20 protein-coding genes are annotated in these 23,568 nt (G+C 61.0%); 8 read left to right on the plus strand and 12 right to left on the minus strand.

Features of this window, described 5'->3' with window-relative positions; all coding sequences use genetic code 11:
* Positions 1–15: 15 nt before the first annotated feature.
* From ACA062_RS11945 to ACA062_RS11970, 6 genes are all read left to right on the plus strand, one after another.
* Positions 16–1,173, plus strand: coding sequence for an AMP-binding protein (locus ACA062_RS11945; protein WP_497456539.1), 1,158 nt, complete (start codon positions 16–18; stop codon positions 1,171–1,173).
* 12 nt (positions 1,174–1,185) lie between these two features.
* On the plus strand, positions 1,186–1,977 hold the full coding sequence (locus tag ACA062_RS11950) for an ABC transporter ATP-binding protein (RefSeq protein ID WP_497456540.1): 792 nt from the start codon (positions 1,186–1,188) through the stop codon (positions 1,975–1,977).
* Between the two features lie 69 nt (positions 1,978–2,046).
* A complete protein-coding gene (locus ACA062_RS11955; RefSeq protein ID WP_497456541.1) occupies positions 2,047–2,928 on the plus strand; it encodes a branched-chain amino acid ABC transporter permease in 882 nt (293 codons plus the stop codon).
* Positions 2,929–2,939: 11 nt separating this feature from the next.
* Positions 2,940–4,007, plus strand: coding sequence for a branched-chain amino acid ABC transporter permease (locus ACA062_RS11960; RefSeq protein ID WP_497456542.1), 1,068 nt, complete (start codon positions 2,940–2,942; stop codon positions 4,005–4,007).
* A 76-nt stretch (positions 4,008–4,083) separates the two neighbouring features.
* On the plus strand, positions 4,084–5,406 hold the full coding sequence (locus tag ACA062_RS11965) for an ABC transporter substrate-binding protein (protein WP_497456543.1): 1,323 nt from the start codon (positions 4,084–4,086) through the stop codon (positions 5,404–5,406).
* A gap of 25 nt (positions 5,407–5,431) precedes the next feature.
* Complete coding sequence (locus ACA062_RS11970) at positions 5,432–6,202, plus strand: ABC transporter ATP-binding protein (protein ID WP_497456544.1); 771 nt, start codon at positions 5,432–5,434, stop codon at positions 6,200–6,202.
* Positions 6,203–6,271: 69 nt separating this feature from the next.
* On the opposite strand, the gene ACA062_RS11975 is transcribed toward ACA062_RS11970, so the two are convergent.
* The 11 genes from ACA062_RS11975 to ACA062_RS12025 form a co-directional block, all read right to left on the minus strand.
* Complete coding sequence (locus ACA062_RS11975; RefSeq protein WP_497456545.1) at positions 6,272–7,375, minus strand: sigma-54 interaction domain-containing protein; 1,104 nt, start codon at positions 7,373–7,375, stop codon at positions 6,272–6,274.
* Between the two features lie 8 nt (positions 7,376–7,383).
* Positions 7,384–8,571, minus strand: coding sequence for an acyl-CoA dehydrogenase family protein (locus tag ACA062_RS11980; RefSeq protein WP_497457405.1), 1,188 nt, complete (start codon positions 8,569–8,571; stop codon positions 7,384–7,386).
* Between the two features lie 403 nt (positions 8,572–8,974).
* Positions 8,975–9,241, minus strand: a complete 267-nt coding sequence (locus ACA062_RS11985) for a hypothetical protein (RefSeq protein ID WP_497456546.1) — start codon at positions 9,239–9,241, stop codon at positions 8,975–8,977.
* Positions 9,242–9,461: 220 nt separating this feature from the next.
* On the minus strand, positions 9,462–10,445 hold the full coding sequence (locus ACA062_RS11990) for a LysR family transcriptional regulator (RefSeq protein ID WP_497456547.1): 984 nt from the start codon (positions 10,443–10,445) through the stop codon (positions 9,462–9,464).
* Between the two features lie 88 nt (positions 10,446–10,533).
* Positions 10,534–11,883, minus strand: coding sequence for an amidohydrolase family protein (locus ACA062_RS11995; protein ID WP_497456548.1), 1,350 nt, complete (start codon positions 11,881–11,883; stop codon positions 10,534–10,536).
* Between the two features lie 66 nt (positions 11,884–11,949).
* Positions 11,950–13,350 carry an NCS2 family permease gene (locus ACA062_RS12000; protein WP_497456549.1) on the minus strand — a complete coding sequence of 467 codons (1,401 nt, stop codon included), beginning with the start codon at positions 13,348–13,350 and terminating at the stop codon, positions 11,950–11,952.
* A 10-nt stretch (positions 13,351–13,360) separates the two neighbouring features.
* Positions 13,361–14,011: a glutathione S-transferase family protein gene (locus ACA062_RS12005; RefSeq protein ID WP_497456550.1), complete on the minus strand. Its 651-nt coding sequence runs from the start codon at positions 14,009–14,011 to the stop codon at positions 13,361–13,363.
* An 11-nt stretch (positions 14,012–14,022) separates the two neighbouring features.
* Positions 14,023–15,747, minus strand: coding sequence for a Rieske 2Fe-2S domain-containing protein (locus tag ACA062_RS12010; protein ID WP_497456551.1), 1,725 nt, complete (start codon positions 15,745–15,747; stop codon positions 14,023–14,025).
* Positions 15,744–16,631, minus strand: coding sequence for an aromatic ring-hydroxylating dioxygenase subunit alpha (locus ACA062_RS12015; RefSeq protein ID WP_497456552.1), 888 nt, complete (start codon positions 16,629–16,631; stop codon positions 15,744–15,746). Before ACA062_RS12015 ends, ACA062_RS12010 begins: the two co-directional genes overlap by 4 nt.
* A 114-nt stretch (positions 16,632–16,745) precedes the next feature.
* Complete coding sequence (locus ACA062_RS12020) at positions 16,746–18,407, minus strand: PHA/PHB synthase family protein (RefSeq protein WP_497456553.1); 1,662 nt, start codon at positions 18,405–18,407, stop codon at positions 16,746–16,748.
* Between the two features lie 181 nt (positions 18,408–18,588).
* Complete coding sequence (locus ACA062_RS12025; RefSeq protein ID WP_497456554.1) at positions 18,589–19,563, minus strand: ribonuclease Z; 975 nt, start codon at positions 19,561–19,563, stop codon at positions 18,589–18,591.
* Between the two features lie 783 nt (positions 19,564–20,346).
* On the opposite strand from ACA062_RS12025, the gene ACA062_RS12030 reads away from it, so the two are divergent.
* The gene (locus ACA062_RS12030; protein WP_497456555.1) at positions 20,347–21,210 is read left to right on the plus strand and encodes a diguanylate cyclase domain-containing protein; all 864 of its coding nucleotides are present in this window, start codon (positions 20,347–20,349) and stop codon (positions 21,208–21,210) included.
* 108 nt (positions 21,211–21,318) lie between these two features.
* Positions 21,319–22,161 (plus strand): hypothetical protein, encoded by an 843-nt coding sequence (locus tag ACA062_RS12035; RefSeq protein WP_497456556.1) that lies wholly within the window; start codon positions 21,319–21,321, stop codon positions 22,159–22,161.
* Between the two features lie 39 nt (positions 22,162–22,200).
* Here the strand turns inward: ACA062_RS12035 and ACA062_RS12040 are convergent, their stop codons facing one another.
* Positions 22,201–23,556, minus strand: a complete 1,356-nt coding sequence (locus ACA062_RS12040) for an amidase (protein ID WP_497456557.1) — start codon at positions 23,554–23,556, stop codon at positions 22,201–22,203.
* Positions 23,557–23,568 lie beyond the last annotated feature (12 nt).

Below are 23,568 nucleotides of genomic sequence, written 5' to 3' on the forward strand. Positions count from 1 at the left end.
GGAAGGGAAAAGGCCATGGCGACATTCACCGATAACCCGCAACCCGGCACCTTGCCGCAGTGGCTGCAACAACAGGCACGTCAGCAAGGGACGGGCATCGCCCTGCGCCATAAACGCCTGGGGGTGTGGCAGGTGCGCACCTGGCGCCAACTGGCCGCGGAGGTTGAACAGCTGGCAACGGCCTTGCAAGTGCGTGGTTTTGTGCCTGGCGCGAGCTTGGTGATTGTCAGCCGCCCGCGGCCGGAGGCGTTGATTGCGGCCCTGGCGGCACAGTGGGCGGGTGGCGTGGCCACGCTGCTGGATCCGCTGGAGGCTGCGGCCGCGCAGGTGCCGCTGTTGCGTGAGCTGCACACTGAATGGGTGTTCGCCGAAGGTCATGAGGAGATTCAGCGCCTGCGCGCCACCGGACTGGCGCCCAGACTGCTGATTTACGCCGACGGCCGCGGCCTGGCCGGGGAGAGCCAGGCCGGCGATACCCTGGCGTTCGCGCAACTGCAGCAGCAGGGCAGCGATCATAGGCTGGAACCCCAGGCCCGCGCCGAGCGCACAGCGTTTGCCTTCTACCGCTTGGGCACGGGGCAGCGCATCGAGCAGCAGCGTATCAGCCACGCCGAATTGCTCCAGGAAGGCCGGCGCCTGGTGCACAGCGAGCAGCTGGGGCGGCACGAAGAAGCCCTGGCGGCGCGAGCGTTTGCCGCGGGTGGTCAAGCGCGTTATTTGTTGGCGCCCTGGTTGATTGCCGGCTTTCGCCTGAATTTTCCGGAGAACCTCGCGACTCGTGACCAGGACCGCCGTGAGCTGGGCCCGACGCTGGTGGCCGGCACCCGGGAAACCTACGAGCGCCTGCATGCCCAGGTCCTGGCCCGCTTGCCGGTGCCAGGCAGTTGGCGTCGGCGCCTGGTGGATTGGGCGCTGGTGGCGCACCCCGGTGCGCTGCAACGGCACCTGGGGTACTGGCTGATTCGCCGGCCGTTGCGCGATGTTATCGGCTTTTCCCGCACCCGTGTGCCGTTGCTGGTGGGCGAGGCACCGGCACCGCCAACCCTGGCCTTTTTCCAGGCGTTGGCGATTGATGTACGCAGCTGGCCGGACCCGGCGCAGTGGCACCGCCCCGTGCCCTGGCCAGCCCCGCTAGTCAACGGCTGGATCGAAGACAGCACGCAACCGGCCTGAAGGACATGACTCATGGCACAGACACAGGCGACACAGGTTGAACATCTGCTGGTGCTGGAAAACATTGGCTTGTCGTTCAAGGGCGTCAAGGCGGTTACCGACATCAGCTTTGCCGTGGCCACCGGGGAGATTTGCGCCTTGATCGGCCCCAATGGCGCGGGCAAAAGCTCACTGCTAAATGTGATCAACGGCGTGTACCAGGCCCAGCAGGGACGCATCCGCTTTGCCGGGGAAGCGTACCGGCGCATGCGGCCGCATGAGGTGGCGGTGCGCGGCATTGCCCGCACCTTTCAGAACATCGCCTTGTTCAAAGGCATGAGTGTGCTCGACAACGTGCTCACCGGACGCACCCTCAAGCGGCGCAGCAGCTGGATCGAGCAGGCCCTGCGCATCGGCCGCGCTGCGGGCGAAGACGACCGCCAGCGCGAGGCCGCCGAACGGATCATCGACTTTCTGCACATCCAGCCCTGGCGCGACACCCTGGTCGGCAAGCTGCCTTATGGCTTGCAGAAACGGGTGGAACTGGCCCGTGCCCTGGCCGCCGAACCGCGCTTGCTGCTGCTGGACGAACCGATGGCCGGAATGAACGCCGAAGAGAAGCAGCAGATGAGCCGCTTCATCGTCGACATCAACCGTGAGCTGGGGACCACGGTGGTGTTGATCGAGCACGACATCGGCGTGGTCATGGGCATTTGCGATCACGTGGTGGTGCTCGACTATGGCCGCAAGATCGGCGACGGCCCGCCCGATGAGGTGCGGCAAAACCCCGAGGTGATTGCCGCCTACCTCGGCACGCGCCACTAACCCCCGAGTCTGCAGCGCCACTCGCTATCGGGTGGCCGGGGACTCTTTGCCCGCAAAACAGGAAGGCTCATGGACTTTTTCTTCGAGGTGTTGATCGGTGGGCTGCTGGCCGGGGTGATGTACGCCCTGGTGGCCATCGGTTTTGTCCTGATCTACAAGGCGTCCGGCGTCTTCAATTTCGCCCAGGGCGCCATGGTGCTGTTTTCGGCGCTGACCTTTGTCAGCCTGTTGGAGCGCGGGGTGCCGTTCTGGCTGGCCTTCGTCATCAGCCTGGCGGCGATGGTCCTGCTGGCGGTGGCGGTGGAGCGGGTGGTGTTGCGCCCGCTGGTCAACCGTCCGCCGATCACCTTGTTCATGGCCACCCTCGGCTTGTCCTACGTGATCGAAGGGTTCGCCCAGGCGCTGTGGGGCGCCCAGGTGCATGGCCTGGAACTGGGCATCAGTGACGAGCCACTGGAACTGGGCGGCATGCTGCTGTCGCAGTTCGACATTTTTGCCGCCGTGACCGCCGCGTTGCTGGTGTTGGCGCTGTCGCTGCTGTTCAACAAGACCCGTATCGGTTTGTCGTTGCGTGCCGTGGCCGATGACCCGCTGGCGGCGCTGGCCGTGGGCATCCGACTGCAACGGGTCTGGGTGTTGGTGTGGGCGGTGGCCGGGTTTGTCGGTCTGGTGGCCGGCCTGCTCTGGGGCGCGCGGCTGGGGGTGCAGTTTTCGCTGTCGCTGGTGGTGCTCAAGGCCCTGCCGGTGCTGATCATCGGCGGCTTTACCTCGGTCAGTGGGGCGATTGTCGGCGGCTTGATCATCGGCGCCTCGGAGAAGCTGGCCGAGGTGTACCTGGGCCCCGTCATCGGCGGCGGCATCGAGAACTGGTTTCCCTATGTGCTGGCGCTGCTGTTCCTGCTGGTACGGCCGGCCGGGCTATTTGGCGAACGCGCGATCGAGCGGGTTTAAGGAGAGGCGTGATGTTTTATCAAGAAGCCGGTCAGTTCAGTACTCGCTATGCCCAGGACCGCCGGGTGTTTCGCCTGCGTCAGGACAGGTACGGCTTGGTTGCCTTGCTGCTGTTGGCCTTTGTCGGTGTGCCGTACCTGGGTAACGACTATTGGTTCAGCGCCATTCTGATTCCATTTCTGGTGCTGTCACTGGCCGGGCTGGGGCTGAACCTGCTGACCGGCTATGCCGGGCAGTTGTCGCTGGGCTCGGCGGCCTTCATGGCGGTGGGCGCCTTTGCCACTTACAACGTTGAACTGCGGGTGCCGGGCTCGCCGTTGTTGCTCAGCATGGCCCTGGGCGGGGGAGTGGCGGCGCTGGTGGCGGTGCTGTTCGGCCTGCCCAGCCTGCGGATCAAGGGCTTCTATCTGCTGGTGTCGACCCTCGCCGCGCAGTTCTTTGTGACCTGGGCACTGACCCGCTTCAGCTGGTTCTCCAACAACAGCGCTTCGGGCGTGATCAGCGCACCGCGCCTGGAGATTCTGGGTGTGGACCTGAACTCGCCGGTGGGTCGTTACCTGCTGACACTGGGCGTGGTGGTGGCGTTGTTCTGGCTGGGCAAAAACCTGGTGCGCAGCGAACTGGGGCGAAACTGGATGGCCGTGCGTGACATGGACACTGCCGCCGCGGTGATGGGCATTGCATTGCTCAAGACCAAGCTGCTGGCGTTTGCCATCAGCGGCTTCTTTCTCGGGGTGGCCGGAGCGCTGTGGGCCTTCACTTACCTGGGCACCGTGGAGCCCCACGGTTTCGATCTGAACCGGTCCTTCCAGATCCTGTTCATCATCATTATCGGTGGCCTGGGCAGCATCCTCGGCAACTTCCTGGGCGCGGCGTTCATCGTGCTGTTTCCGGTGCTGCTGTCGAACCTGGTGGCCTTGTTGCCCGCCGGGCTGATCGATGCCGGGCAGATGGAAAACCTGCAGAAGATGGCATTTGGCGCCCTGATCATTGTGTTCCTGGTCAAGGAGCCGGAGGGCCTGGCGCGCCTCTGGCAAAAATTGCGCGAGCGCGCCCGGTTGTGGCCGCTGCGCTACTGAGCAAACGGCGCAGGCATGGCCTGCGCTTCGATCCTCCTGCGGCAAACGTGCTGAATCATTGATAAGGAAAAAACCGATGTCCAAACGTTCTCTACTCAGTGGCCTGGCGCTGGCAATCAGCCTGAGCGCTGCCTTTACCGCGCAGGCGGCTAACGAACAGTACTTCCCGCTGCAGAGCTATCGGGTCGGTCCTTATGCCGCCGGTGGTACCGGTTTTTTTGGTGGGTTTATCGACTACCTCAAGTACGTCAATGCCAATGGAGGGGTCGACGGCGTCAAGCTGACCTGGAGCGAGTGCGAAACCGAGTACGTGGTCGAGAAGGGCGTGGAGTGCTACGAACGCCTGAAAAAAGGCCTCAATGGCGCGCCTGCCGCCGCGACCAATCCGCTGTCGGTGGGCATTGCCTATGCCACGCTGGAGCGCTCGACCGCGGACAAACTGCCGCTGATTACCATCAACCACGGCCGTACCGATTCCACTGACGGCAGCGTGTTCCCCTATGCCTTCCCCTTGCAGCTGAACCCGTATTCCGAGGTGTCGGCGATCATCAACTACATCGGCCAGCGGGCCGGTGGCCTGGACCAGCTCAAGGGCAAGAAGATCGTCACCCTGTATCACGGCTCGCCCTACGGCAAGGAAACCAATGAGGTGTTGCAGACCCTGGCCGACAAGTACGGGTTCAAGCTGACCCTGCTGGAAGTGCCCCATCCAGGCAACGAGCAGCAGTCGCAATGGCTCAACATTCGCCGGGAAAAACCCGACTGGGTGATTTTGCGCGGCTGGGGCGTGATGAACCCGGTGGCGTTGAAAACCGCGCAGAAGGTTGGCTACCCGGCGGATCACATCATCGGCAACATCTGGAGCAACTCAGAGGACGATGCCGCCCCCGCCGGTGCCGCCGCCAAAGGCTATATCGCGATCACCACGCACCCTTCGGGCACTGATTTCCCGGTCCTGCAAGGCATCCAGCAGCAGGTGGTGGCCAAGGGCAATGGTGACCTGGCCGATCCGAAACGCTTTGGCACCGTGTATTACAACCTCGGGGTGGTGAACGGCATTCTCAACGTTGAAGCCGTGCGCATTGCCCAGGAAAAATTCGGCAAGCAACCGCTCACCGGCGAGCAGGTGCGCTGGGGTTTCGAGCATCTCAAGCTGGACGATGCCCGCCTCAAGGAACTGGGTGCGCTGGGCCTGGTGCAACCCTTGCAGCTGTCGTGCTCGGACCATGAAGGGGGCGGGGCGGTGCGCTTCCAGCAGTGGGATGGCAGCCAGTGGAAACTGATCAGTGACTGGGTGCAGGCCGACCGTGCCTTGCTCAGGCCAATCATTGAAGCTTCGTCGCACCAATACGCCAAGGAACAGGGCATCACGCCGCGCGATTGCACCCAGGACAGTTGATGCCGGTCATTTTGGGGAGAGCAGCATGAACCAAGTACCAATCTTGCAGATCGACGCAATTGAAGTCCTTTATGAACAGGCCATCCTCGCCGTGCGCGGGGTATCCCTGGTGGTGCCGCAAGGCCAGATCGTGGTGTTGCTGGGGGCCAACGGTGCGGGCAAAAGCACCACGTTGAAGGCCGCGTCCAATCTGGTGAGGGCCGAGCGGGGCGAGGTGGTGCAGGGGCGGATTCTCTATCGAGGCCAGGATGTCACGCGCAGTACGCCCCATAGCCTGGTGGCCAGCGGACTGGTGCAGGTGCTGGAAGGCCGGCATTGCTTTGCCCAACTGACCGTGGAGGAAAACCTGCTGATGGGCGCCTTTGCGCGTCAGGTGTCCCGTGGGCAATTGAAGGCTGATCTGGAACGAATCTACAGCCAGTTTCCACGCCTCAAGCTGCGGCGCAAAAGCCTGGCCGGCTACACCTCCGGCGGTGAACAGCAGATGGTTGCGCTTGGCCGGGCGTTGATGGCCCGGCCAAAACTGGTGCTGCTGGACGAACCTTCGATGGGGCTGGCGCCGCAGATTGTCGAGGAGATCTTCGAGATTATCCACCAGCTCAATCAGCGCGATGGCGTGAGCTTTTTGATTGCCGAGCAGAACATCAACCTGGCCCTGCGTTATGCCCGGTACGGTTACGTGCTGGAAAGCGGCCGGGTCGTCAGCGAAGGCACGGCCGAACAGTTGGCCGCGCGCAGTGATATTCAGGATTTCTACCTGGGGGGCGGCACCGGTGGCACGGGGGCTGCGGCTTGACGACGCGTGAAGGTTGCGAGGGCTCATCGCGGCTCTGATCATTGAGCCAGGGATGAGCCCTGTCGCCGTTCAGATCGACAGGTTAACCACTTTGATCGCCTGGTCGTTTTGTGCCGGGCGGCGTTTGTTCACCACCAGCTCACCGACCTTGATCAGCATGGTACGGGTGATGTTGCGGCTCAGCCCCAGCAGGTTGGCGGTGTGCACCTGGTTGTAGTGGCAGAAGCGATAGGCCGCGCGCAGCAGCGCTTCCTCGACCCGCTCATGCAGGGCGCCGCTTTCTTCCTCGAACAGCTTCTGGAAGGCTTGCTGCAACCGGGCGTCGACACTGTCGTCCTGGACAGAGTTACTAGCTTCCTGGCGGTCGATACGCAGGTTGGACAGGTGCAAGTCCTGGACGCGGATCAGATTGTTACGGCAGATCAGCAGGGTGTGGTGAATGACGTTTTCCAGCTCGCGAATATTGCCCGGCCATGAATAATTCACCAGTTTGCGTTCGGCTTCGGCATCCAGCACCACTTCGCCATAGCCCAGCCGGTGACTGTATACGGCGATGAAGTGACGGATCAGCGGCAGGATGTCGCCCGGCCGCTCGCGCAACGGGCTGAGCTCCAGGCTGACCACATTCAGCCGGTAATACAGGTCCTCGCGAAAGTGCCCGGCGTTGATGGCTTTTTCCAGCTGCACGTTGGTCGCAGCCAGCACCCTTACATCGATGGGGATGCTTTTGCGTGAACCCAGGCGAACCACTTCACGCTCTTGCAGCACCCGCAGCAACTTGACCTGGATCGGCATCGGCAGGTCGCCGATCTCGTCGAGGAACAGCGTGCCGCCGTTGGCTTCTTCGAACCAGCCGGCCTTGGCACTCAGGGCACCGGTGAAGGCGCCTTTTTCGTGGCCGAACAATTCGGCCTCCACCAGGCTTTCGGAAAAGGCCCCGCAGTTGACTGCGATAAACGGCTTGTTGCTGCGGGCGCTCAGGTTGTGCAGGTGACGTGCCACCAGCTCCTTGCCGGTGCCGGTTTCGCCGATAATCAACACGCTGGCATCACTGGGCGCGACCTGTTGCAGGTGCGCCAGCAGCGCCTGTGATTTCGGATCTTCGAAGACTTGCGCGGTGGCGCGTATCGAGGTGGCCAGGGCCGGTGAGGGCGGCAGCGTGAGTAATTGCATGGTCGGGCCTATGAATAAAAGGACGGAGTGGGCAGCGCCGAATTGAGCGCCCAGTCACCCAGTTCATGGAGCTTGTAGTCCACGGGGTCGTGCAGGGTCTGGGTGCGCAGGTTGCGCCAGTGACGATCAAGGCGCAGCGCGGCATGGGTGGCGCGGGCGCCGGTCACTTCGAACAGGCTGCTGGTCAGGTCCAGGCCGGTGCGGGTGGCCGCGACCTTGGCGGTGGCAATGGCCAAAGCCAGTTGGCCACGCTCCTCGGCACCTAGCCGGTGCTCCTTGCTCCAGGCTTTGTCGAGCAGAGCGTTGGCGCGTTCAGTGAGCAGGCGCACGCTTTCCAGTCCGACCCAGAACTCGCCGTAATGGCGCAGGACATAGGGGTCTTGATTGGCCTGGCTGACGTTGGCCTTGAACCAGGGGCGCGTTTCCTTGAGGGTGTAGTTGCGAGCTTCTTCGAACGCACCCTCGGCGATACCCAGGAAGATATTGACGAAGGTCAGTTGGGCAATCAGCGGGCGCAGACAGGCAAAGGGCGTGCTCAGCGGACCGGGATCGAGCAGCAATTCATTCTCTTCCACGCGGACCCGCTCGAAGGTGGCGCTGCCGCTGTCGGTCTGCCGTTGGCCGATATTGTCCCAGTCGCCGTGCAAGGTGATGCCGGTGCGGTGACTGGGAATGGCGGCGATCAACAGTTTGCCGCGGGTGGATTCGTCCAGCGCCGAGGCAATCAGCATTTCCGAATCGGCGGAGCCTGAGCAGAAACTCTTGCGCCCGGAAAATTCGCGCCAGCCGGCGAGCTTTTTCGACAGGGTACGGGTGTCCAGCGGGTTAAGGGCGTTGCCCCAGAACCAGTTGTTGCGCGCGGTCTGTTCGAACCAGGGCTGCCATTGTTCAGGCCGGGAAAACAGGCGCACCGTGGCCAGCATCAGATGCTGGAAGCCGAACACATGGGCAATCGAGCTGTCGACCCTGGCGAACTCGCGCACCACGTCCAGGGTGTCGCTCCAGCTGGCGCCAAGGCCACCGTATTGCTGGTCGATTTTCATCGCCAGCAGGCCGCTGCGGCGCAGCTCGTCACGCTCGGCTTTCGGCGTACCGCCCAGATGATCGCGTTCGGCGGCGGTTCGGGAAAATTCGGCGGCGAGCGTCCGGGCGACCTGCAGCGGGGTTTCAAGTCTGGATGTAGGGATGGCGGTCACAGGCTGTTCCTCAGGCTGTTTTCCGCAGGTAAGTGGAGTGCTCATGGGCGCTGTTCCTGTTCGAATTGCGGAAGGTGCAGCCATCAGAGCAAAAGCTGTTCCAGCGTTGGAGTAACTATAAAAAACAATAAGTTAATCTGTTATTGGGTTTCGACTGCTGTTGTCGGGGGCAATTAACTGTTGGGTGACTGTTGCGTGAGCAACAATGGCGCTGCTGTTGGTCTGGCAACACCGCGGCATCCATGAGCTGAATGTAAATGATCTAAAAACCATCTAATAAATACTTTTTGGTTATTAGCTTAAGGCTTTATCGGGCTGGAGATTTGCATTGAGTAAAACTCCCCATGTTCATTGCGAAAAATGGGGAGTGAATGATTGATGTGAGCGAACAGCAGGCTTCCTCTTACCCTGGCATTGTCCAGGATTGCAGGGTGTAGCCCCCCTGGTTCAACTCGGCGCGCACCGCTTCCAGCAGGCTTTCCAGCTGCGCCGGGTCGGAATAGGCACTGCTTGGAATCTGTTTGCGACAAATACGCGTGCTGGCCCGGTCGATGACGGTCAGGCTCAGTTCGCCATTACCGTCTTGCGGAGCCCAGGCGATGCATTGGAAAGGTTCGAATGCATGGCCGGCAATCAAAAGTGCTTCGTTGATGCGGAGCGGGGTGCTCATGGGTCTCGTCTCTCCTTGTACCCAAACAAATGATGTGCCGTCGGTTGGGCGCTGATTTCTACTTCTTGTTTTTTTTGCGCTGCAGGAAAGGAGATTGTTCGGTATCCACGGGCCGTGCGGAAGTGTTTGCAGGTGACGTTTCCCTGTCCATCGGTGCCACGTGGACGAAAGGGTGACGGACGAAAAGATTGGCGTACGGTTGTCTCTCCCTGGCACAAGCTTACGGCAACGCAGCGGCTGCCCTGTGCTGCGCCAGCTCCTGGGTAATTTCCCTGGCCACCTGGTTGATTTCTGCACGCAACCAACGATGGGCCGGGGCGGCATGCAGGCGTTCGTGCCAGACCTGGGAGACGGTAAAGCCCTCGACCTCGACCGGTGGGTCGAAGACCTGCAGCGGGATTTGCTTGGCGATGCGCAAAGCCGTCAGCTCCGCGATCATGCCGATCAGGTCGGTTTGCGAGACGAGCAGGTGGGCCAGCAGAAAGTGCGGCACCGTCAAGGCGGTGCTGCAGCGTATATCGTGTTTTTCATAGAGGCCGTCGATGGCCTCTTTGACCGCCCCGTGGCTGCTGCTGTTGCGCAAGTGTTTGCCCTGGCGAAACTGTTCCAGCGAGAGGCTGCCGTTGATCTGCGGATGCCCGACGCGCACCACCGACTTGAGCCGGTCGCAGAACAGCTTGCGCACGTGAAAGTTTGGCGGGGTGGTTTTTTCATTCCAGATGATCAGGTCGAGATGGCCGTCCTTGAGCCGATGCAGATCCTCTTTGGGCCGCAGTGGCTGGATCTTCAGTTCCACCCCTGGCGCGGCTTCGTCAAGGCGCTGCATCAGGCGCGGCAACAGGATAAAGCCAATATAGTCGGTGGTTGCGATTTCAAAGCTGCCCTTGAAAAGCCCAGGGTCGAAGGCCTTGCTCGGCGCTATGAGGTTGTGCAGGGCGGCGATGCTTTGCTGCAGCGGCTCTGCCAGTTCCAGGGCGCGGCTGGTCGGCAGCATGCCGCGGCCCATGGAGACGAACAGCGGGTCATTGAACAACTGACGCAGACGGGCCAGGGTGTGGCTGACCGCCGATTGGGTCATGTTCAGTTGCTGGGCGGCACGGGTGACGTTGCACTCTTTGAGCATGCAAAGGAATACTTGCAATGATTTCATGTCGACGTTTTGCATGTGCCGGGCGTGGGCCTCGCTGTGGGTGATAGAGCGCATCTGCCATCACTTTCGAGGCTTGCGCCCGAGAGTGCTGCGAAAGCCGGCCCGGATCATTCGACCTTCGCTGGACAGTCAGTCAAGGAGCTTAGACCATCGACACCAGTGTATGGGCGAAGTCCTTGCGTCGCTCCATGAGTTGCAAGGTCTGGGCCTGCGCGGCCTGTAGCAATGCGGGTTCGTTGACCCGGGTACTGCGGCCGTTGTGCAGGATGATCTTGCCGTCGACCAACACGGTTTTGACGTTCGAGCCGCGTGCCGAGTACACCAGGTTCCACAGCACGTTGGTGTTGGCTCCGTCCCAGACGATCGGACACATGTTCGGCTGAGCCAGGTCGAGCAGCACCAGGTCTGCGCGCTTGCCGACTTCGATCGAGCCGATTTCATGTTCCATACCCAGCACACGCGCACCTTCGATGGTTGCCATGCGCAAGGCGACATTGGCCGGCAGGGCGGCTGCATCCAGGCGGTGGGCCTTTTGCAGCAGCGAGGCGAATTTCATTTCCTCGAACAGATCAAGGCTGTTGTTGCACACGTTACCGTCGGTGCCCAGGCCGACAATGATGCCGGCGGCCTGCATTTCCGGGACGCGGGCGATGCCGCTGGCCAGCTTGGCGTTGCTGCTCGGGCAATGGGCGACCGACGTACCGGTGTCGGCCAGGCGTTTGATCTCTTCATCGCTCAGCCACACACAATGGGCGATCAGCGTCTTCTCGCCGAGGATACCCATCTGATCGAGCATCGGGATCGAGCGTTTGCCGAAGTGCTTGAGCACCGCGGCTTCTTCCTCCTTCTGCTCGCAGGCATGGGTATGAATGCCGATACCATAGTCGCGCGCGCAGTCGCGGGCATGGGCATAGGCCTGGGGTGAACAATAGAACAGATGCTCAAGGCCCATCCACACGCGCACACGGCCATCGTGGGCCATGTGGTGGGTTTCGATGAGCTTGCGGTTGGCCGCCGGGCTTTCAAAGAAGTCCTTGCCGGGCACGTCTGCAGCATAGGGCGCCAGGTGAACGCGGATGCCGATTTCACCCGCGGCATCGGCACAGCGGTGCATGAAGCGGTACATGTCCATCACGCAGGTGGTGCCGCTCTTCAGTGCCTCGAGGTAGCACAGGCGCGCCGCGTGATAAGCGTCATCGGCATTCATCGCCCGATGCTCGAGCTGGTAATAGGGCAGCCATTCCATCAACTGCATGTTTTCGGTGACGCCACGCATCAGGCTGGAGTGCGAGTGTGCATCGACCAGGCCCGGCAGCAGCGCCATCTGGCCAGCGCAATCGATCACCTCGGCATCGATTGGCAGCGGCATCTCCTCGCCCTGGCCAATCGCTTCGATGATGCCATCGCGTATCACCACATGGCCATTGGCAAGCACCCGATCCCGGGCGTCGACGGTAAAGACGATTGCATTGCGGATAACGGTGTAACCCATGACTGGATCCTTCACGTCAGATGGACTGTGACCTCGGGGTAGAGGCTTGAGGGACATCAAGGTGCTTCAGTACTGCACGCGCATGACCAGGAACACCGACAGCACCGCCACCCACCACATGATCGGCCGGACAGTGTGGGCCTTGCCGATCAGCAGTTTGAGCAGGACGAAGACGATAAAGCCGAGGGCTATCCCCAGTGTGATGGAGTAGGTCAGCGGGATCAGCAGGATCACCAGAAACGCCGGAATGGCTTCCTCATAGGAGTGCCAGTCGATTTTGGTGATGGTGTCCATCATGAACACCCCGATCATGATCAGCACGGGGGCGGTGGCGATCGCGGGTACGAGTGACAGTAACGGCGAGAGAAACAGGAAGGGCAGGAACAACAGCGCCGCGACCAAGGCGACCATGCCGGTGCGCCCTCCCTGGGAAATGCCCGCGGCCGACTCGATGTAGGCCGTTGCCGGGCTGGTGCCTAACGGCGCCGACGCCAGTGCCGCGAGGGCATCGACATGCATCGACTGCTTGATGTTGCGCGGGTTGCCGTCGCTATCCTTGAGGTCGCCCGCTTCGGAGATGCCGAGGAAGGTCGACAGGGACTCGAAGAAGTTGGTGAACACCAGGACAAAAATGTACGGCAGATACTCGATGCGCAGGGAACCGAGCAGGTCGACTTTGCCGAGGAAACTGAAGTCCGGCGCGGCGAACAGGCCACTCCAATTGACCAGCGTGACGCTGCTGGCATCTTCTGGCCAATAGGCACTGGCATCGCCCCACAGGCGACCGATCGGGATGGACATGAGGGTGGTGCCAATGATGCCGAAAATCAGTGCGCCCGGGACCTTGCGTGCCACCAGGACGACGGTCATCAGCAAACCGGCAAGAAATGTCAGGATGATCGGGTTGAAGGGGGCGGCATGGACCACGGTGAACGGGTCGGCGCTGATGAACTTGGCATTCACCAGGCCAATCAGGGCGATAAACAAGCCCATGCCGCAGGAAATGGCATTGCGCAGGCTGGCCGGGATGCCATCGATCACCGCCTGGCGGACATTGAAGAAGGCCAGCACGGTAAAAATCACGCTGCCCCATAGCACACAGCCCAGAGCGATCTCTAACGGAATTTTGGCACCCACCACCATGGTGTAGGCGAACAGGATGTTGATCCCCATGCCAGGGGCAATGAGAATCGGGTTTTTGGCATACAGGGCCATGGCCAGGGTGCCGAGAAAGCTCACCAGTACGGTGGCGGTGACACCGGCGGAGAACGGAATGCCCGCCGCTGAATTGATGCTCGGGTTGACCACGATCACATAGGCGGCGGCGAGGAAAGTGGTGGCGCCGGCGATGGTTTCCTTCCTCAGGGTAGAGCCTTCATGGCCGATGCCGAAGTAGTCCTCCAGCCAGAACGCGAGCTTCGCAAAAAAACCGATGTGCGTACCGCGCAACTTGACCTGTTGGTTCATGTTCATCTCCTCAAGACAGCTGGCGAGGTGGCGAGGTGGCGAAAATGCCTGACATCAGGATGAATCCGGGCAAGCGTTTGATTTGATCCGTCCAGCGGCGGATGGCGGGATAGTCGATCAGGCTGATGCCGCCCTCGTCGGACAGCATCACGTAGGGGAAACAGGCGATGTCGGCCACGGTCGGTAGTGCTGCGCTGCAGATCCAGCCGTGGTTTTCGCGCTCGGAGAACCACAGCTGTTCCTCGAGAATGCGCAATAGGGCATGGGCCCCGCAGCGGGCCTTTTCGGCATCGAGATCATAGTTGAAAACATCCGCCAGGCGAGCGGCCGAGGCGGTTGTCGTAATGCCGTCGGCAAAGGCCAGCCACATATTCACTTCACCCAGGCGTCGGGCATCCTGCAGCGGATACCAGTCGCCGCTGGCATCGTAGCGTGCGGCCAGGTAGGTGAGGATCGCCTGGGCGTCGCGCAGGACATAGCCATCGTCGTCGAGCACGGGCAACTGGCCGAGCGGGTTGATGGCCAGGAAGGCGGCACGCTTGTGTTCCTTGCCGGGATAGAACTCGACCTCGACCGTGCTGTAGTCGAGCTGCAGCATGTTCATGAACAGGCGCAGCTTGTAGCAGTTGCCGGACAGCTCGTAGTTATAAAGCTTGATCATCGACCGACTCCTTAAAGATCGAGCACCAACAGTTCAGACGTGCTGCGTGATACACAAGGCATCAGGCAACGGTTGCTTTGCTGTTCCTCACGGGTCAGGAACACATCGCGGTGTAGCGGTGCACCCTCGATCACGCCTGTGCGGCAGGTGCCACATACCCCTTGCTCGCACGAAGTGTCGACGGCGATGCCGTGAGCCTTGAGGCAGTCCGCCAGGCTGACGTCGACCGGGACGGTAAACTCCTGGCCACTGTGGTGCAGGCGAACGCGAAAGGGCTGGTCGTGTTCATGGCTGACCGGGTTGGCAAACAGCTCGAAGTGAACCTGGCGGTCGCTCAAACCCGCTTCGGCCGCGAGCGCGCTGACCAGATCGATCAGGGGTTTCGGACCGCAGACATACAGGTGCGTCTTCAGGTCCATCCGCTGCAGGACGATGCGCAGGCGTGCGCGGGTTTGCTCCGGGGTCAGGCCTGCATGAACGCGGTTGTGCCGCAGATCTTGCAAACGTTCGGGGAAGGCCACATGGGCAGCACTTCGGACAAAGTAGTGCAGCTCGTAGGGCTGACCGGTGGCTTGCAGTGCCGAGCCCATGGCCAGGAGGGGGGTGATGCCGATGCCGCCGGCGATGAGGATGCCCCCTGTATTGGGCACCAGGCGGAAATTGTTCTTCGGCATCGAGATGACCAGGCGGTTGCCGACCGTCACGGCGCTGTGGATCGAACGCGAGCCTCCGCGCGATTCGGGCTCCAGTTTGACGCCAATGATCAGGTGTTCGCGCTCATTCGGCGCGTTGACCAGGGAGTACTGACGCAGGTGCCCGCTCGGCGTGTGCACATCGATATGGGCGCCGGCTTCGAACGCCAGGCTGCCCGCCGGCATGGCAAGTTTCAACGCGACGATCTCGCTGGCAGTGGTCCAACGCTCCACTACTTGCACCTCAAGGCTTTGCGCCGGGCTGCGTCGGGTCACGCTGGCGGGTGTGTGGATGCGGTACTGCAGCGGGTCTGTCGGCTTGCTGGCGGTCATTGCGGTCTGACTCTCCAGCTGCTGGCGAACCGCCGTGAGCAGTCGATTGTGCCAGCGCACTTCATCTGTTCCAGGCCTGCTGTCGAGTGTGGATCCGTGCACGATCGTGCGTCCGGCGCTGGCCGGCTGCAGCCAGAAATGCACCTGGCACAGGTGCGCGTCGCTGTACCAGGACACTTGCAGTTCGCCGTTGCTTTGCAGCAGTTTGACCGAGTCGCTCTGGCAGGCTGGATCGCAGCGGGCGTAGTGGGTGAGTGCCTGGATCACATCGGCGAGAGGGGCATTGAAGGGCAGGCTGCGCAATGGTTGGGGGAGCAGGGCGAAGGTGGGCGCTGGCGCCTGGGTATCGCGGGCCTGCGGTGCCTGCAGGTTGACCCAAATGAAACCGTCGACTTCGTGCACGGCGAACGGCTGTGCACACACGCTGGCCGGCGGCGTGCTTGTCGACGCGGCGGGAATCAACGTGCAGCGACCATCGCCGCTTTGGTATTGCCAGCCGTGGTACTGGCAGCGCAGGCGTGAGCCCAGGTTTAAGCCGAGCGTGAGGCGCACGCTGCGGTGTGGGCAACGGTTTTCCCAAGCGTTGACATGGTTATCGTCGTCACGCCAAAGCGCTAGCTCCACGCCATGCAATTGACCGTGGAAAACATGACGCAGTGGCAGATCATTGCTGTGTGCCACGGGGTACCAGCGGCTGTCGTATCGATTCATGCCTCGCCTCCCGTTTGCTGCGCTGCAGACCCAGCGCCCTGGTAAGTGCCGTAGTGGATGCCTTTGTCACGCAACCAGCGTCGATAGGCGCTGGACATCGCATCTGCGCGGGTCGGCACCTCAAATTTCGGGTCCAGCGGCAAGGTGCGTGGGACGTGGTTGCAGAGGATCATCAGGTCCTGGCTGAAGATGGTTTGCTGGAACAGACGCAAGTCGCGGTCACTGCTGGTGGAGTCGATATAGGCCAGCACCACGTGCGCGATGCACCACTCTTCGTCCAGCGGCTGGACGAACAAGCAGATGGCGTCGCGTCGATCGGGCTGCTCGGGACTGGTTTTGTACAGGATGGCGACGTAAGGACGGGTGACGCGATAGACGTACTGCGCCTCTATGGCGTCCTTGGCGGTTGCGGCAGCCATGGGTTGGAAGATCTTGCAGTCAGTGGCGAAAATCTCGTCGTTGTCTGCGTCGATCTCCACCTGATAGGCGCTTATGTCGGTATAGGGCTCGGCCCCGAGCAAGCCGGCATGCACATAGGGGAAATGAGCCATGTCGAGAAAATTCTCCACGACTCGCAAGCCCGAAACATGCACCTTCATCGAGCCCGCCCCCAACACCCGACGATCTTGCTCGTCGAACTCCGGAATCAGAAAAAACGGTTTATCCGGCTCGCCCAGCGATACCCAATGCGTGTAATAGAGGGTACTGGTCGGGTACCTCGATTGGTTTTCGTGAGTGTTCCAGGCAGAAAAATGGCCGGTGGCATCCCGGCCGAAGCTGATGTCCTGCCCTAGCAGACGTGTGCGACAGGTCTGGCCATCGACCAGATCTTCGACGACTGCCAGTGGATACCACTGATTCCAGCTACCCGGTTCGATGCGCATATGTTCCTCGCCAGGAGTTTTTCTTGTATGGCGAGACGTTATTTAAAACCAACGCATGAAACCAGCGACTAATGCTAATTGCTGGTATGCAGGAAAGTACTGGCTCCTCGGTTCTCACTCATGGACGTAGCGCCCTGGAGCCGGCTCCAGTTCACCATGGCGTTTGCGCCCGGCCAGTGTCGGTGCCGAGCGTTCCGCTCCGGCGCGTTCGGTCACCCAGTCAGCCCAATGTGTCCACCATGTGCCGGAGTGCTCACTGGCGTGCGCCAACCACTCGTCCGCGTCCAGGGTCGGAGCCGGGCCGGTGAAGTGGCGGGCCTTGGGGTTGCTCGGTGGATTGACCAGGCTGGCGATATGCCCCGCGTTGCTGAGCACGAAACTGCGCTCTCCACCAAATAGCTGGGCCGACTGGTAACAGCCTTTCCAGGGGGTCACATGGTCCCGCTCTGCCGCCATGAAATAGCTGTCGCACTCGATCGCGCCTGCCTCAAAGGGTGAGCCGAGCACGGTCAACGGCCCGTCGACCAGGGCGTTGTCGCTGAAAACATCGAGGAACTGACTGTGCAACGCTGCTGGCATGCGAGTGCCATCGGCATTCCAGGCCATCACATCGATTGCGGGTGGCGATTCACCCATCAGGTAATTGTTGTGCCAGTAATTCCACACCAGGTCGTTAGGGCGCAGCCAGGCAAAAGCCGCGGCCATATCGCTCGAACTCATCACGCCGGCCCTGGCGGATTTCTGACGGACCAGCTTCAGCAAGGGCGCCGGCGAAAACGCGGCGAGGGGCATCGGATAATCGAAGTCCAATAACATCACACCAAAGGACGCGGCGTTCACCGGGCACTTGCCCTGAGCCACACTGTGGTTCAGGGCCGCGCTGAGAATGAAGCCTCCGGCACAGATGCCATGGGCATTCACTTCGGCGCCATCGGCAATCTCGCGCACCACCTCCAGCGCTTCGAGCACGGCGGCGGCGTAGGTGTCGAGATTCCATGCGGCGTGTTCAGGGTTCGGGTTGCGCCAACTGATCGTGAAAAAGTGCAAGCCGCGACTGACCGCGTATTCGATAAAGCTGCGTCCCGGCGCCATGTCGAGGAAGTAGTACTTGCCGATCATCGGCGGCACCAGCAGCACCGGACGCTCACGCACCGTGGCGGTGACCGGGTGATACTCGATCAGCTCGAACACCTCCGAGCGATACACCACGGAACCTGGGGTGACCCCCAGGTTCTCGCCGACTTTAAAGCCGCTGGCGTCCACCTGAGTGGGCATGCCGCGATTATGCAGCACGTCGTGGAGCCAGTTTTTGCTCCCTCGCAGCAGGCTGGTTCCGCCCGAATCGAAGGCTTTTTGCAACGCCGCCGGATTACCCAGCAGGGTATTGGTCGGTGCGGCAGCACTGGTCCATAGATCAAGGGCAAAGCGCAGTTGCTCCCGGGTACGCCAATCCGGTGTGTCGAGTTGATCGGCCAGGCCGTTGACACTGCGTGACCACGCCAGATAGGCCTGACCCAGACGGCGGTAACCAGGATGTTCGCGCCAGGCCGGGTGGGTGAAACGCCGATCACCTTTCTCAGGCTCGATCTTCGAAGTGCCAACGCCGATTGAAGCCAGTTGGGTGGTCAGTTCAGCACTGGCCGAGACGACCCGGGCGCTGTTTTTTGCCAGACGCGCCAGTCGTGCGAACAGCGATTCCTTCTTGGTGGCCTTGGCTGGAGTCGTTTTACGCGGCGGGACGACTATGAGCTGATTGTTTGTTCTTTTTTTGCTCATGGCAGGGGTTCCTGTTGGGGACGAACTGGGTATTGAAAAGCTTAGGAGAACCCTGTCGTTTGCGCATGGTCTGCTTGGACGCCGAGCGCACAACCGCAAACTGCCCATCAACTCAGCCAGGGCCTGGTATGTACCGGCCATGTACTGCAGCCGGATTCTGCTGATTCTCAAAAAGTGAGCACTATTGCGACAAGCGTTCCATGACGACTTTCAAACGACCATCCCGATCAAGATGGTAGCGTTGCAGATCCTGCGCCAGGATCAACTGGCCAGTGAAACAGGCCGATGCTTCCTCGCGGATATCGCCAATGAACGGGCTTTGCTCGGGATTGGATTGATAACGTGCACTGAAGTGGGTAAGCACCAGATTGGGAATACGTGCCGACTCGGCAAAACGCGCCACGGCGGCGGCACTGCTGTGGCCGTAACTCTCGCGAGTGCGATCGATCAATGCCTTGGAAAAGGTTGCCTCGTGCACGAGCACATCCGCGCCTGGAACCACCTTGGCCAGCAGTTCGGGGGTGTCGTTATCGCCACAGATGATGAAGCGTTGACCGGGTCGCGCAGGGCGTAAATAGTGCTGCGCACGAAACAGACGTCCGGCATGCTCAACGTCAAGTCCATGCGCCAACTCACCCCAAAGCGGGCCGCGGGGAACGCCCTCGGCCTCCAGGCGTTGCACATCCAGGCGCGGGTCAGGATTGGATTCGGCAAATACATAGCCATGACAGGGAACACGATGAGACAGGGCAACGGTGTCGACCTGAACATGGCCATTGCGCCAGCCATTCAAGGTTTCGGTCGCATGCAAGCGTAACTCGAAGGGCAGGCAGGACCTGCTGACGCTCAGGCTGAGGCGCACCCAGTCATGTAGCGCAACCGGCAGAACGATATCGAGCGGTTCCAGGCGCCCCGACATGCCGGCAGTGGCCAGCAGGCCGGGTAAACCGAAGCAATGATCACCGTGGACATGCGTTATGAAGCACCCTCGAAGGTTTTTCAAAGACAAGGGTGTGCGTAGCAGTTGATGCTGGGTGGCTTCACCGCAATCCACCAGATACCAGCCCTTGCCTGAGGATTCGATGAGCGCGGTGCCACTCACATTTCGATTTCGCGTGGGAACTCCTGATGAAGTACCAAAAAATATGAGATCCATGGCCGATCCTTCATTCAGGCAATTGATCTGACAAGCAACCAGCTTGCGAAGCGCTGAAAGAAATCATGATTTTTCCTCCAGCATGCCTTTCGACACCGGTGAGGTGAGTTTGGCTCTATGTAAGTTTCGGCGGACATCATCGAATGCAACTCGGTGTACTCGATGCAGGGTTTGTTCATCGATTTGCTGCGTCGAAAAGCGTTGGTTTTTTGCCCGAAAACAGCACAGCACCCGCCATCGAGCGGGTATTAATTGTCTGAAAAAAATGAGCGAAAAAATCAGTCAGCGTCGAAGGCGGACTTTCTCCCAGCTGCGGTCAACGTAAAACGATCCGGTATCGCCCCGAATGGAATAGAGCGTCGCTCTGTAGAAGGCCGTTCGGCGGGAGCAGTGCAGCCCGCGCAGTTTTTCGTAGGCCCATTTCCAACCATGCTTAGGTGCGCTGCTCATAGAGGTCCCTATACCCATGTCATCCGTTCCTTGATCGTAGCTGGTAGCTAATTAGTGGCCAACCATTGTTTTCAGGCGTCAAAAAACCGTTCTGGAGAAGATCGGATTTCTCTTTTAGCTGAAAAAACGAATGCTGATTACGTGGCGCAAATCGCTGTTTGTAGGAGCAAGCTTGCTCGCGATGGACTCAAGAGCGCCGCGTTTAGCCAGTAAGAACGCGTTATCGTTAACGACCATCCCGAGCAAGCTCGCTCCTGCTAGTCTGCAGGATTCCTCGCCGCCGTCCTTCGCGATCAGGCATGATCAAGCTATATGAACCGGACCCACTGACCTATGGCCGTTGACCTGCAAGCGCTCTACCCCAAACTGATCCATCTGATGCTGGACACGGTCTTCGTGGTTGACAGGCACAATCAGATTGCATTTGTGAGTGATGCCTGTGAGGCACTGCTCGGTTACCGTGCCGACGAGCTGACCGGTACCCCGATCACCGACTATATGCATCCTGATGACCTGGCGGTCTCACGAGCCTCGATTATCCGGGTCATGAATGGTCACCCGCACTTCGATTTCCGCAACCGCTATATTCGCAAGGACGGCGGCATCGTGCACATCCTGTGGGCTGCTTTCTGGTCCGAGGAGGTGGGTGCGCGGATCGGTGTCGCTCGGGACGTGACGGCCCTCAGCCAGGCCGAGGAGGAATTACGTTTCCTCGCCCATCATGATCCGCTGACGGCACTGACCAATCGGTCGCTGTTCAATGATCGACTGGACTCGGCCCTGCGCACGGCACACCGCCACAACAGCACGCTGGCGTTGCTGTTTCTGGATATCAATGACTTCAAGGGCATCAATGATGTGCATGGACATGCCGTGGGCGATCGTGTGCTCTGTGTGATTGCACGACGGCTGGAAGGCTGCGTCCGTGAGACGGACACGGTGGCCCGGATGGGTGGTGATGAGTTCACTGTGCTGTTGACGGATCTGCAGTCGGAGGACGCCGCTTGCGAGAAGATGGAGCAGATTCTCGCGGTCATGACCGAGCCGCTGGGCCCTGAATTTGGCGGGCTGAAAATGCCGTCCTGCAGTATCGGCGTGGCCTTTTATCCCGCGGACGGGGAGGATGCCGATACGCTGCTCAGCCATGCGGATGACGATATGTACCGGATAAAAAGGCGCCGTTCTGCAACGGGGTAGGGCTGGATAGAGGCTGACCGTCAGCACGACATCGAGCTTGGCGACCTGATGCACAAACGGTACGATCACCCTTTCGCCCAAACGCAATGCGTAACACAGGGAATATCAATGCATCAGGTTGCGCAGCGTTATCTTGGCGTATGGAAGCGGCGTTTGATCCAGCACCGCTCAGGGCATTCGGACAGTGAAACGGCCGTGTATTGGCTACAGACACCACGACTGTTTGCCGACCTGCGAATCCCCTCCAATCCGCTCCCAAGCCTGGCGCTCGAAGAACTCAGCCACGCTCAACATCTGGCGTTGTGTGAACAGAAAGGGTTCGCCGGGGTGACCCGGATAGACGCCGACATTTGCCAATGGCATCGCAAAATGGACTATCAGCCGGTCAGTGGCGCTGAAGACATTGGTCGCATGCACTTTGAAACCAGTGAGTGCCTGATCGAAACCGCTCTGGACGAAAGTTACTACGAAATATGGGAACGCTTGCCCGACTCCCTCGGCGCTTGTCGTGGCCAATGGTTGCAAGCAATGCATGAGCCTTCGCGTGCGGGCTGCCTGCTATTGGTCGGGGACTATTTTCTGTTCGCCGCCAGCCGTCCCACACCGCTGACACCGGGCACTCATTTGCGCGAAACGTTCAGCCAACCCGAAAGCTCAATAAACCCTGCTTCCCTGTTCGCCTGCGAACTGTCTTTTGGCCGGCATCACGCCGGAGAACCCCATGGAAAATCGAGTGCTCAACGCTCCCCGCCAACACTGGCCAATGCCTGCTGCCATCATCGGTGGACCCGTTTGCCCCGGATATTTTCGCCAATGAAGCCGTCATGTCTTCACTCGGCACATTCATTCCCGCTGGCGGTTGGCGCTGTGCGCCTGATCCGTCACAGCCCCACCGTCGTAAATCAGCGTAAAAGCCCCCGAAGGGCTCAAGCGGTTAGTGGAATTGGCTGACGGTGGAGGCTGGTAGTGATCAAGCGATTCGCCGGCTCACTAGTCCCGCACGAATCGCTGCGCCATCACCCGTAACAAACGATCATCCTCTCCCGCTGCGCCAATCACCTGCAGCCCCACCGGCATGCTCTTCACCTGTCCCACCGGCAGGCTGATCGCAGGCAGCCCGGTGAGGTTCCAGGCACTGGTATGGCTGAGCAGCGCGGCACGCACATCGATGTCCTGCTCACCCAACCGGACCTCGCGCGCATCGATTGCTGTCGCGGTAATCGGCACGCTGGGCGAGACCAGGAAGTCATAGCGCTCGAACAAATGCGCCATTGCCGCCTTGAGCCGTGCCTGGCTGGCCTGGGCGCGGATGTATTGCCAGCCCCTGACTTCACGCGACAATTCGAGGCGCTCGCGCACCTCCTGCTCGAACTTGTGCGGTGCATCCTGCATGCGCTCGGCATGCACATCGAAGGCCTCGGCGCGTTGCAGTACCAGCAAGGTGTCTTTCATTGCGGCCGCCAGCGGTTCCAGTTCGGCAGTATCCTGCAGCGCCTCGCCAAACAGCTGCTGCGCCGCCTGGTACACCTGCCGATCCAGCTCGGCGTCGACCGGGCCGAAGCTGCCGGAGGTGATCCAGCCAACCCGCAACGGTCGAGGGTTGGTCATCGGCGCACAGACTCGGCCAGCCACCACTTCGAACAGCAGGCGCGCATCCTCGACGTGGTTGGCGATCGGGCCCACGTGGTCGAGGCTCGACGACAGCGGGAACACCCCCTCCACCGGCACGCTGGCAAACGATGGCTTGAAGCCGACAGTTCCGCACAACGCCGCCGGAATCCGGATCGATCCGCCGGTGTCGGTGCCCAGCGCCAGCGGCACCATGCCGCTGGCCACCGCAGCGGCGCTGCCGGCGCTGGAGCCGCCAGTGATGCAGCTGGCATCCCAGGGGTTACGTGCCGCGCCCTGCAGCGAGCGGTCGCCGGTCGGGCCGTAGGCGAATTCGTGGGTCAAGGTCTTGCCGACAATGACCGCACCCGCCTCGCGCAGGCGTTGCACGCACAGCGCATCGCGGCTCGGCTTGAAGCCTGCGAAATGCGCCGAACCGTAGGTGGTGACATGGTCGAAGGTGTCGATATTGTCTTTGACCGCCACCGGTATGCCGTGCAGCGGGCCCAGGTCCAGGCCCTGGGCGAACCGCTCGTCGGCCTTGCGCGCCTGGGCCAGCGCCACCGGTGCATCGACCTGAACGAAGGCGTTCAAGATCGGATTCAGGCGCTCGATGCTGTCCAGGGCTGCTTGGGTCAGCTCGACGCTCGTCAGGCTGCCCGCGCGCAGACGCTTGGCCAGCACGACGACCGATTGACCAAAAAAATATCCAACGTGAGGAGGCTTCGCCAGGCTCATACAAACAACTCC

Source organism: Pseudomonas sp. LBUM1679, assembly GCF_059695565.1.

What these genes read in the sequence shown, in the direction of transcription:
- ACA062_RS11945 (WP_497456539.1), top strand. Translation starts at nt 16, where the DNA reads ATGGCGACATTCACCGATAACCCGCAACCCGGCACCTTGCCGCAGTGG.
- ACA062_RS11950 (WP_497456540.1), top strand. Translation starts at nt 1,186, where the DNA reads ATGGCACAGACACAGGCGACACAGGTTGAACATCTGCTGGTGCTGGAA.
- ACA062_RS11955 (WP_497456541.1), top strand. Translation starts at nt 2,047, where the DNA reads ATGGACTTTTTCTTCGAGGTGTTGATCGGTGGGCTGCTGGCCGGGGTG.
- ACA062_RS11960 (WP_497456542.1), top strand. Translation starts at nt 2,940, where the DNA reads ATGTTTTATCAAGAAGCCGGTCAGTTCAGTACTCGCTATGCCCAGGAC.
- ACA062_RS11965 (WP_497456543.1), top strand. Translation starts at nt 4,084, where the DNA reads ATGTCCAAACGTTCTCTACTCAGTGGCCTGGCGCTGGCAATCAGCCTG.
- ACA062_RS11970 (WP_497456544.1), top strand. Translation starts at nt 5,432, where the DNA reads ATGAACCAAGTACCAATCTTGCAGATCGACGCAATTGAAGTCCTTTAT.
- ACA062_RS11975 (WP_497456545.1), bottom strand. Translation starts at nt 7,375, where the DNA reads ATGCAATTACTCACGCTGCCGCCCTCACCGGCCCTGGCCACCTCGATA.
- ACA062_RS11985 (WP_497456546.1), bottom strand. Translation starts at nt 9,241, where the DNA reads ATGAGCACCCCGCTCCGCATCAACGAAGCACTTTTGATTGCCGGCCAT.
- ACA062_RS11990 (WP_497456547.1), bottom strand. Translation starts at nt 10,445, where the DNA reads ATGCGCTCTATCACCCACAGCGAGGCCCACGCCCGGCACATGCAAAAC.
- ACA062_RS11995 (WP_497456548.1), bottom strand. Translation starts at nt 11,883, where the DNA reads ATGGGTTACACCGTTATCCGCAATGCAATCGTCTTTACCGTCGACGCC.
- ACA062_RS12000 (WP_497456549.1), bottom strand. Translation starts at nt 13,350, where the DNA reads ATGAACCAACAGGTCAAGTTGCGCGGTACGCACATCGGTTTTTTTGCG.
- ACA062_RS12005 (WP_497456550.1), bottom strand. Translation starts at nt 14,011, where the DNA reads ATGATCAAGCTTTATAACTACGAGCTGTCCGGCAACTGCTACAAGCTG.
- ACA062_RS12010 (WP_497456551.1), bottom strand. Translation starts at nt 15,747, where the DNA reads ATGAATCGATACGACAGCCGCTGGTACCCCGTGGCACACAGCAATGAT.
- ACA062_RS12015 (WP_497456552.1), bottom strand. Translation starts at nt 16,631, where the DNA reads ATGCGCATCGAACCGGGTAGCTGGAATCAGTGGTATCCACTGGCAGTC.
- ACA062_RS12020 (WP_497456553.1), bottom strand. Translation starts at nt 18,407, where the DNA reads ATGAGCAAAAAAAGAACAAACAATCAGCTCATAGTCGTCCCGCCGCGT.
- ACA062_RS12025 (WP_497456554.1), bottom strand. Translation starts at nt 19,563, where the DNA reads ATGGATCTCATATTTTTTGGTACTTCATCAGGAGTTCCCACGCGAAAT.
- ACA062_RS12030 (WP_497456555.1), top strand. Translation starts at nt 20,347, where the DNA reads ATGGCCGTTGACCTGCAAGCGCTCTACCCCAAACTGATCCATCTGATG.
- ACA062_RS12035 (WP_497456556.1), top strand. Translation starts at nt 21,319, where the DNA reads ATGCATCAGGTTGCGCAGCGTTATCTTGGCGTATGGAAGCGGCGTTTG.
- ACA062_RS12040 (WP_497456557.1), bottom strand. Translation starts at nt 23,556, where the DNA reads ATGAGCCTGGCGAAGCCTCCTCACGTTGGATATTTTTTTGGTCAATCG.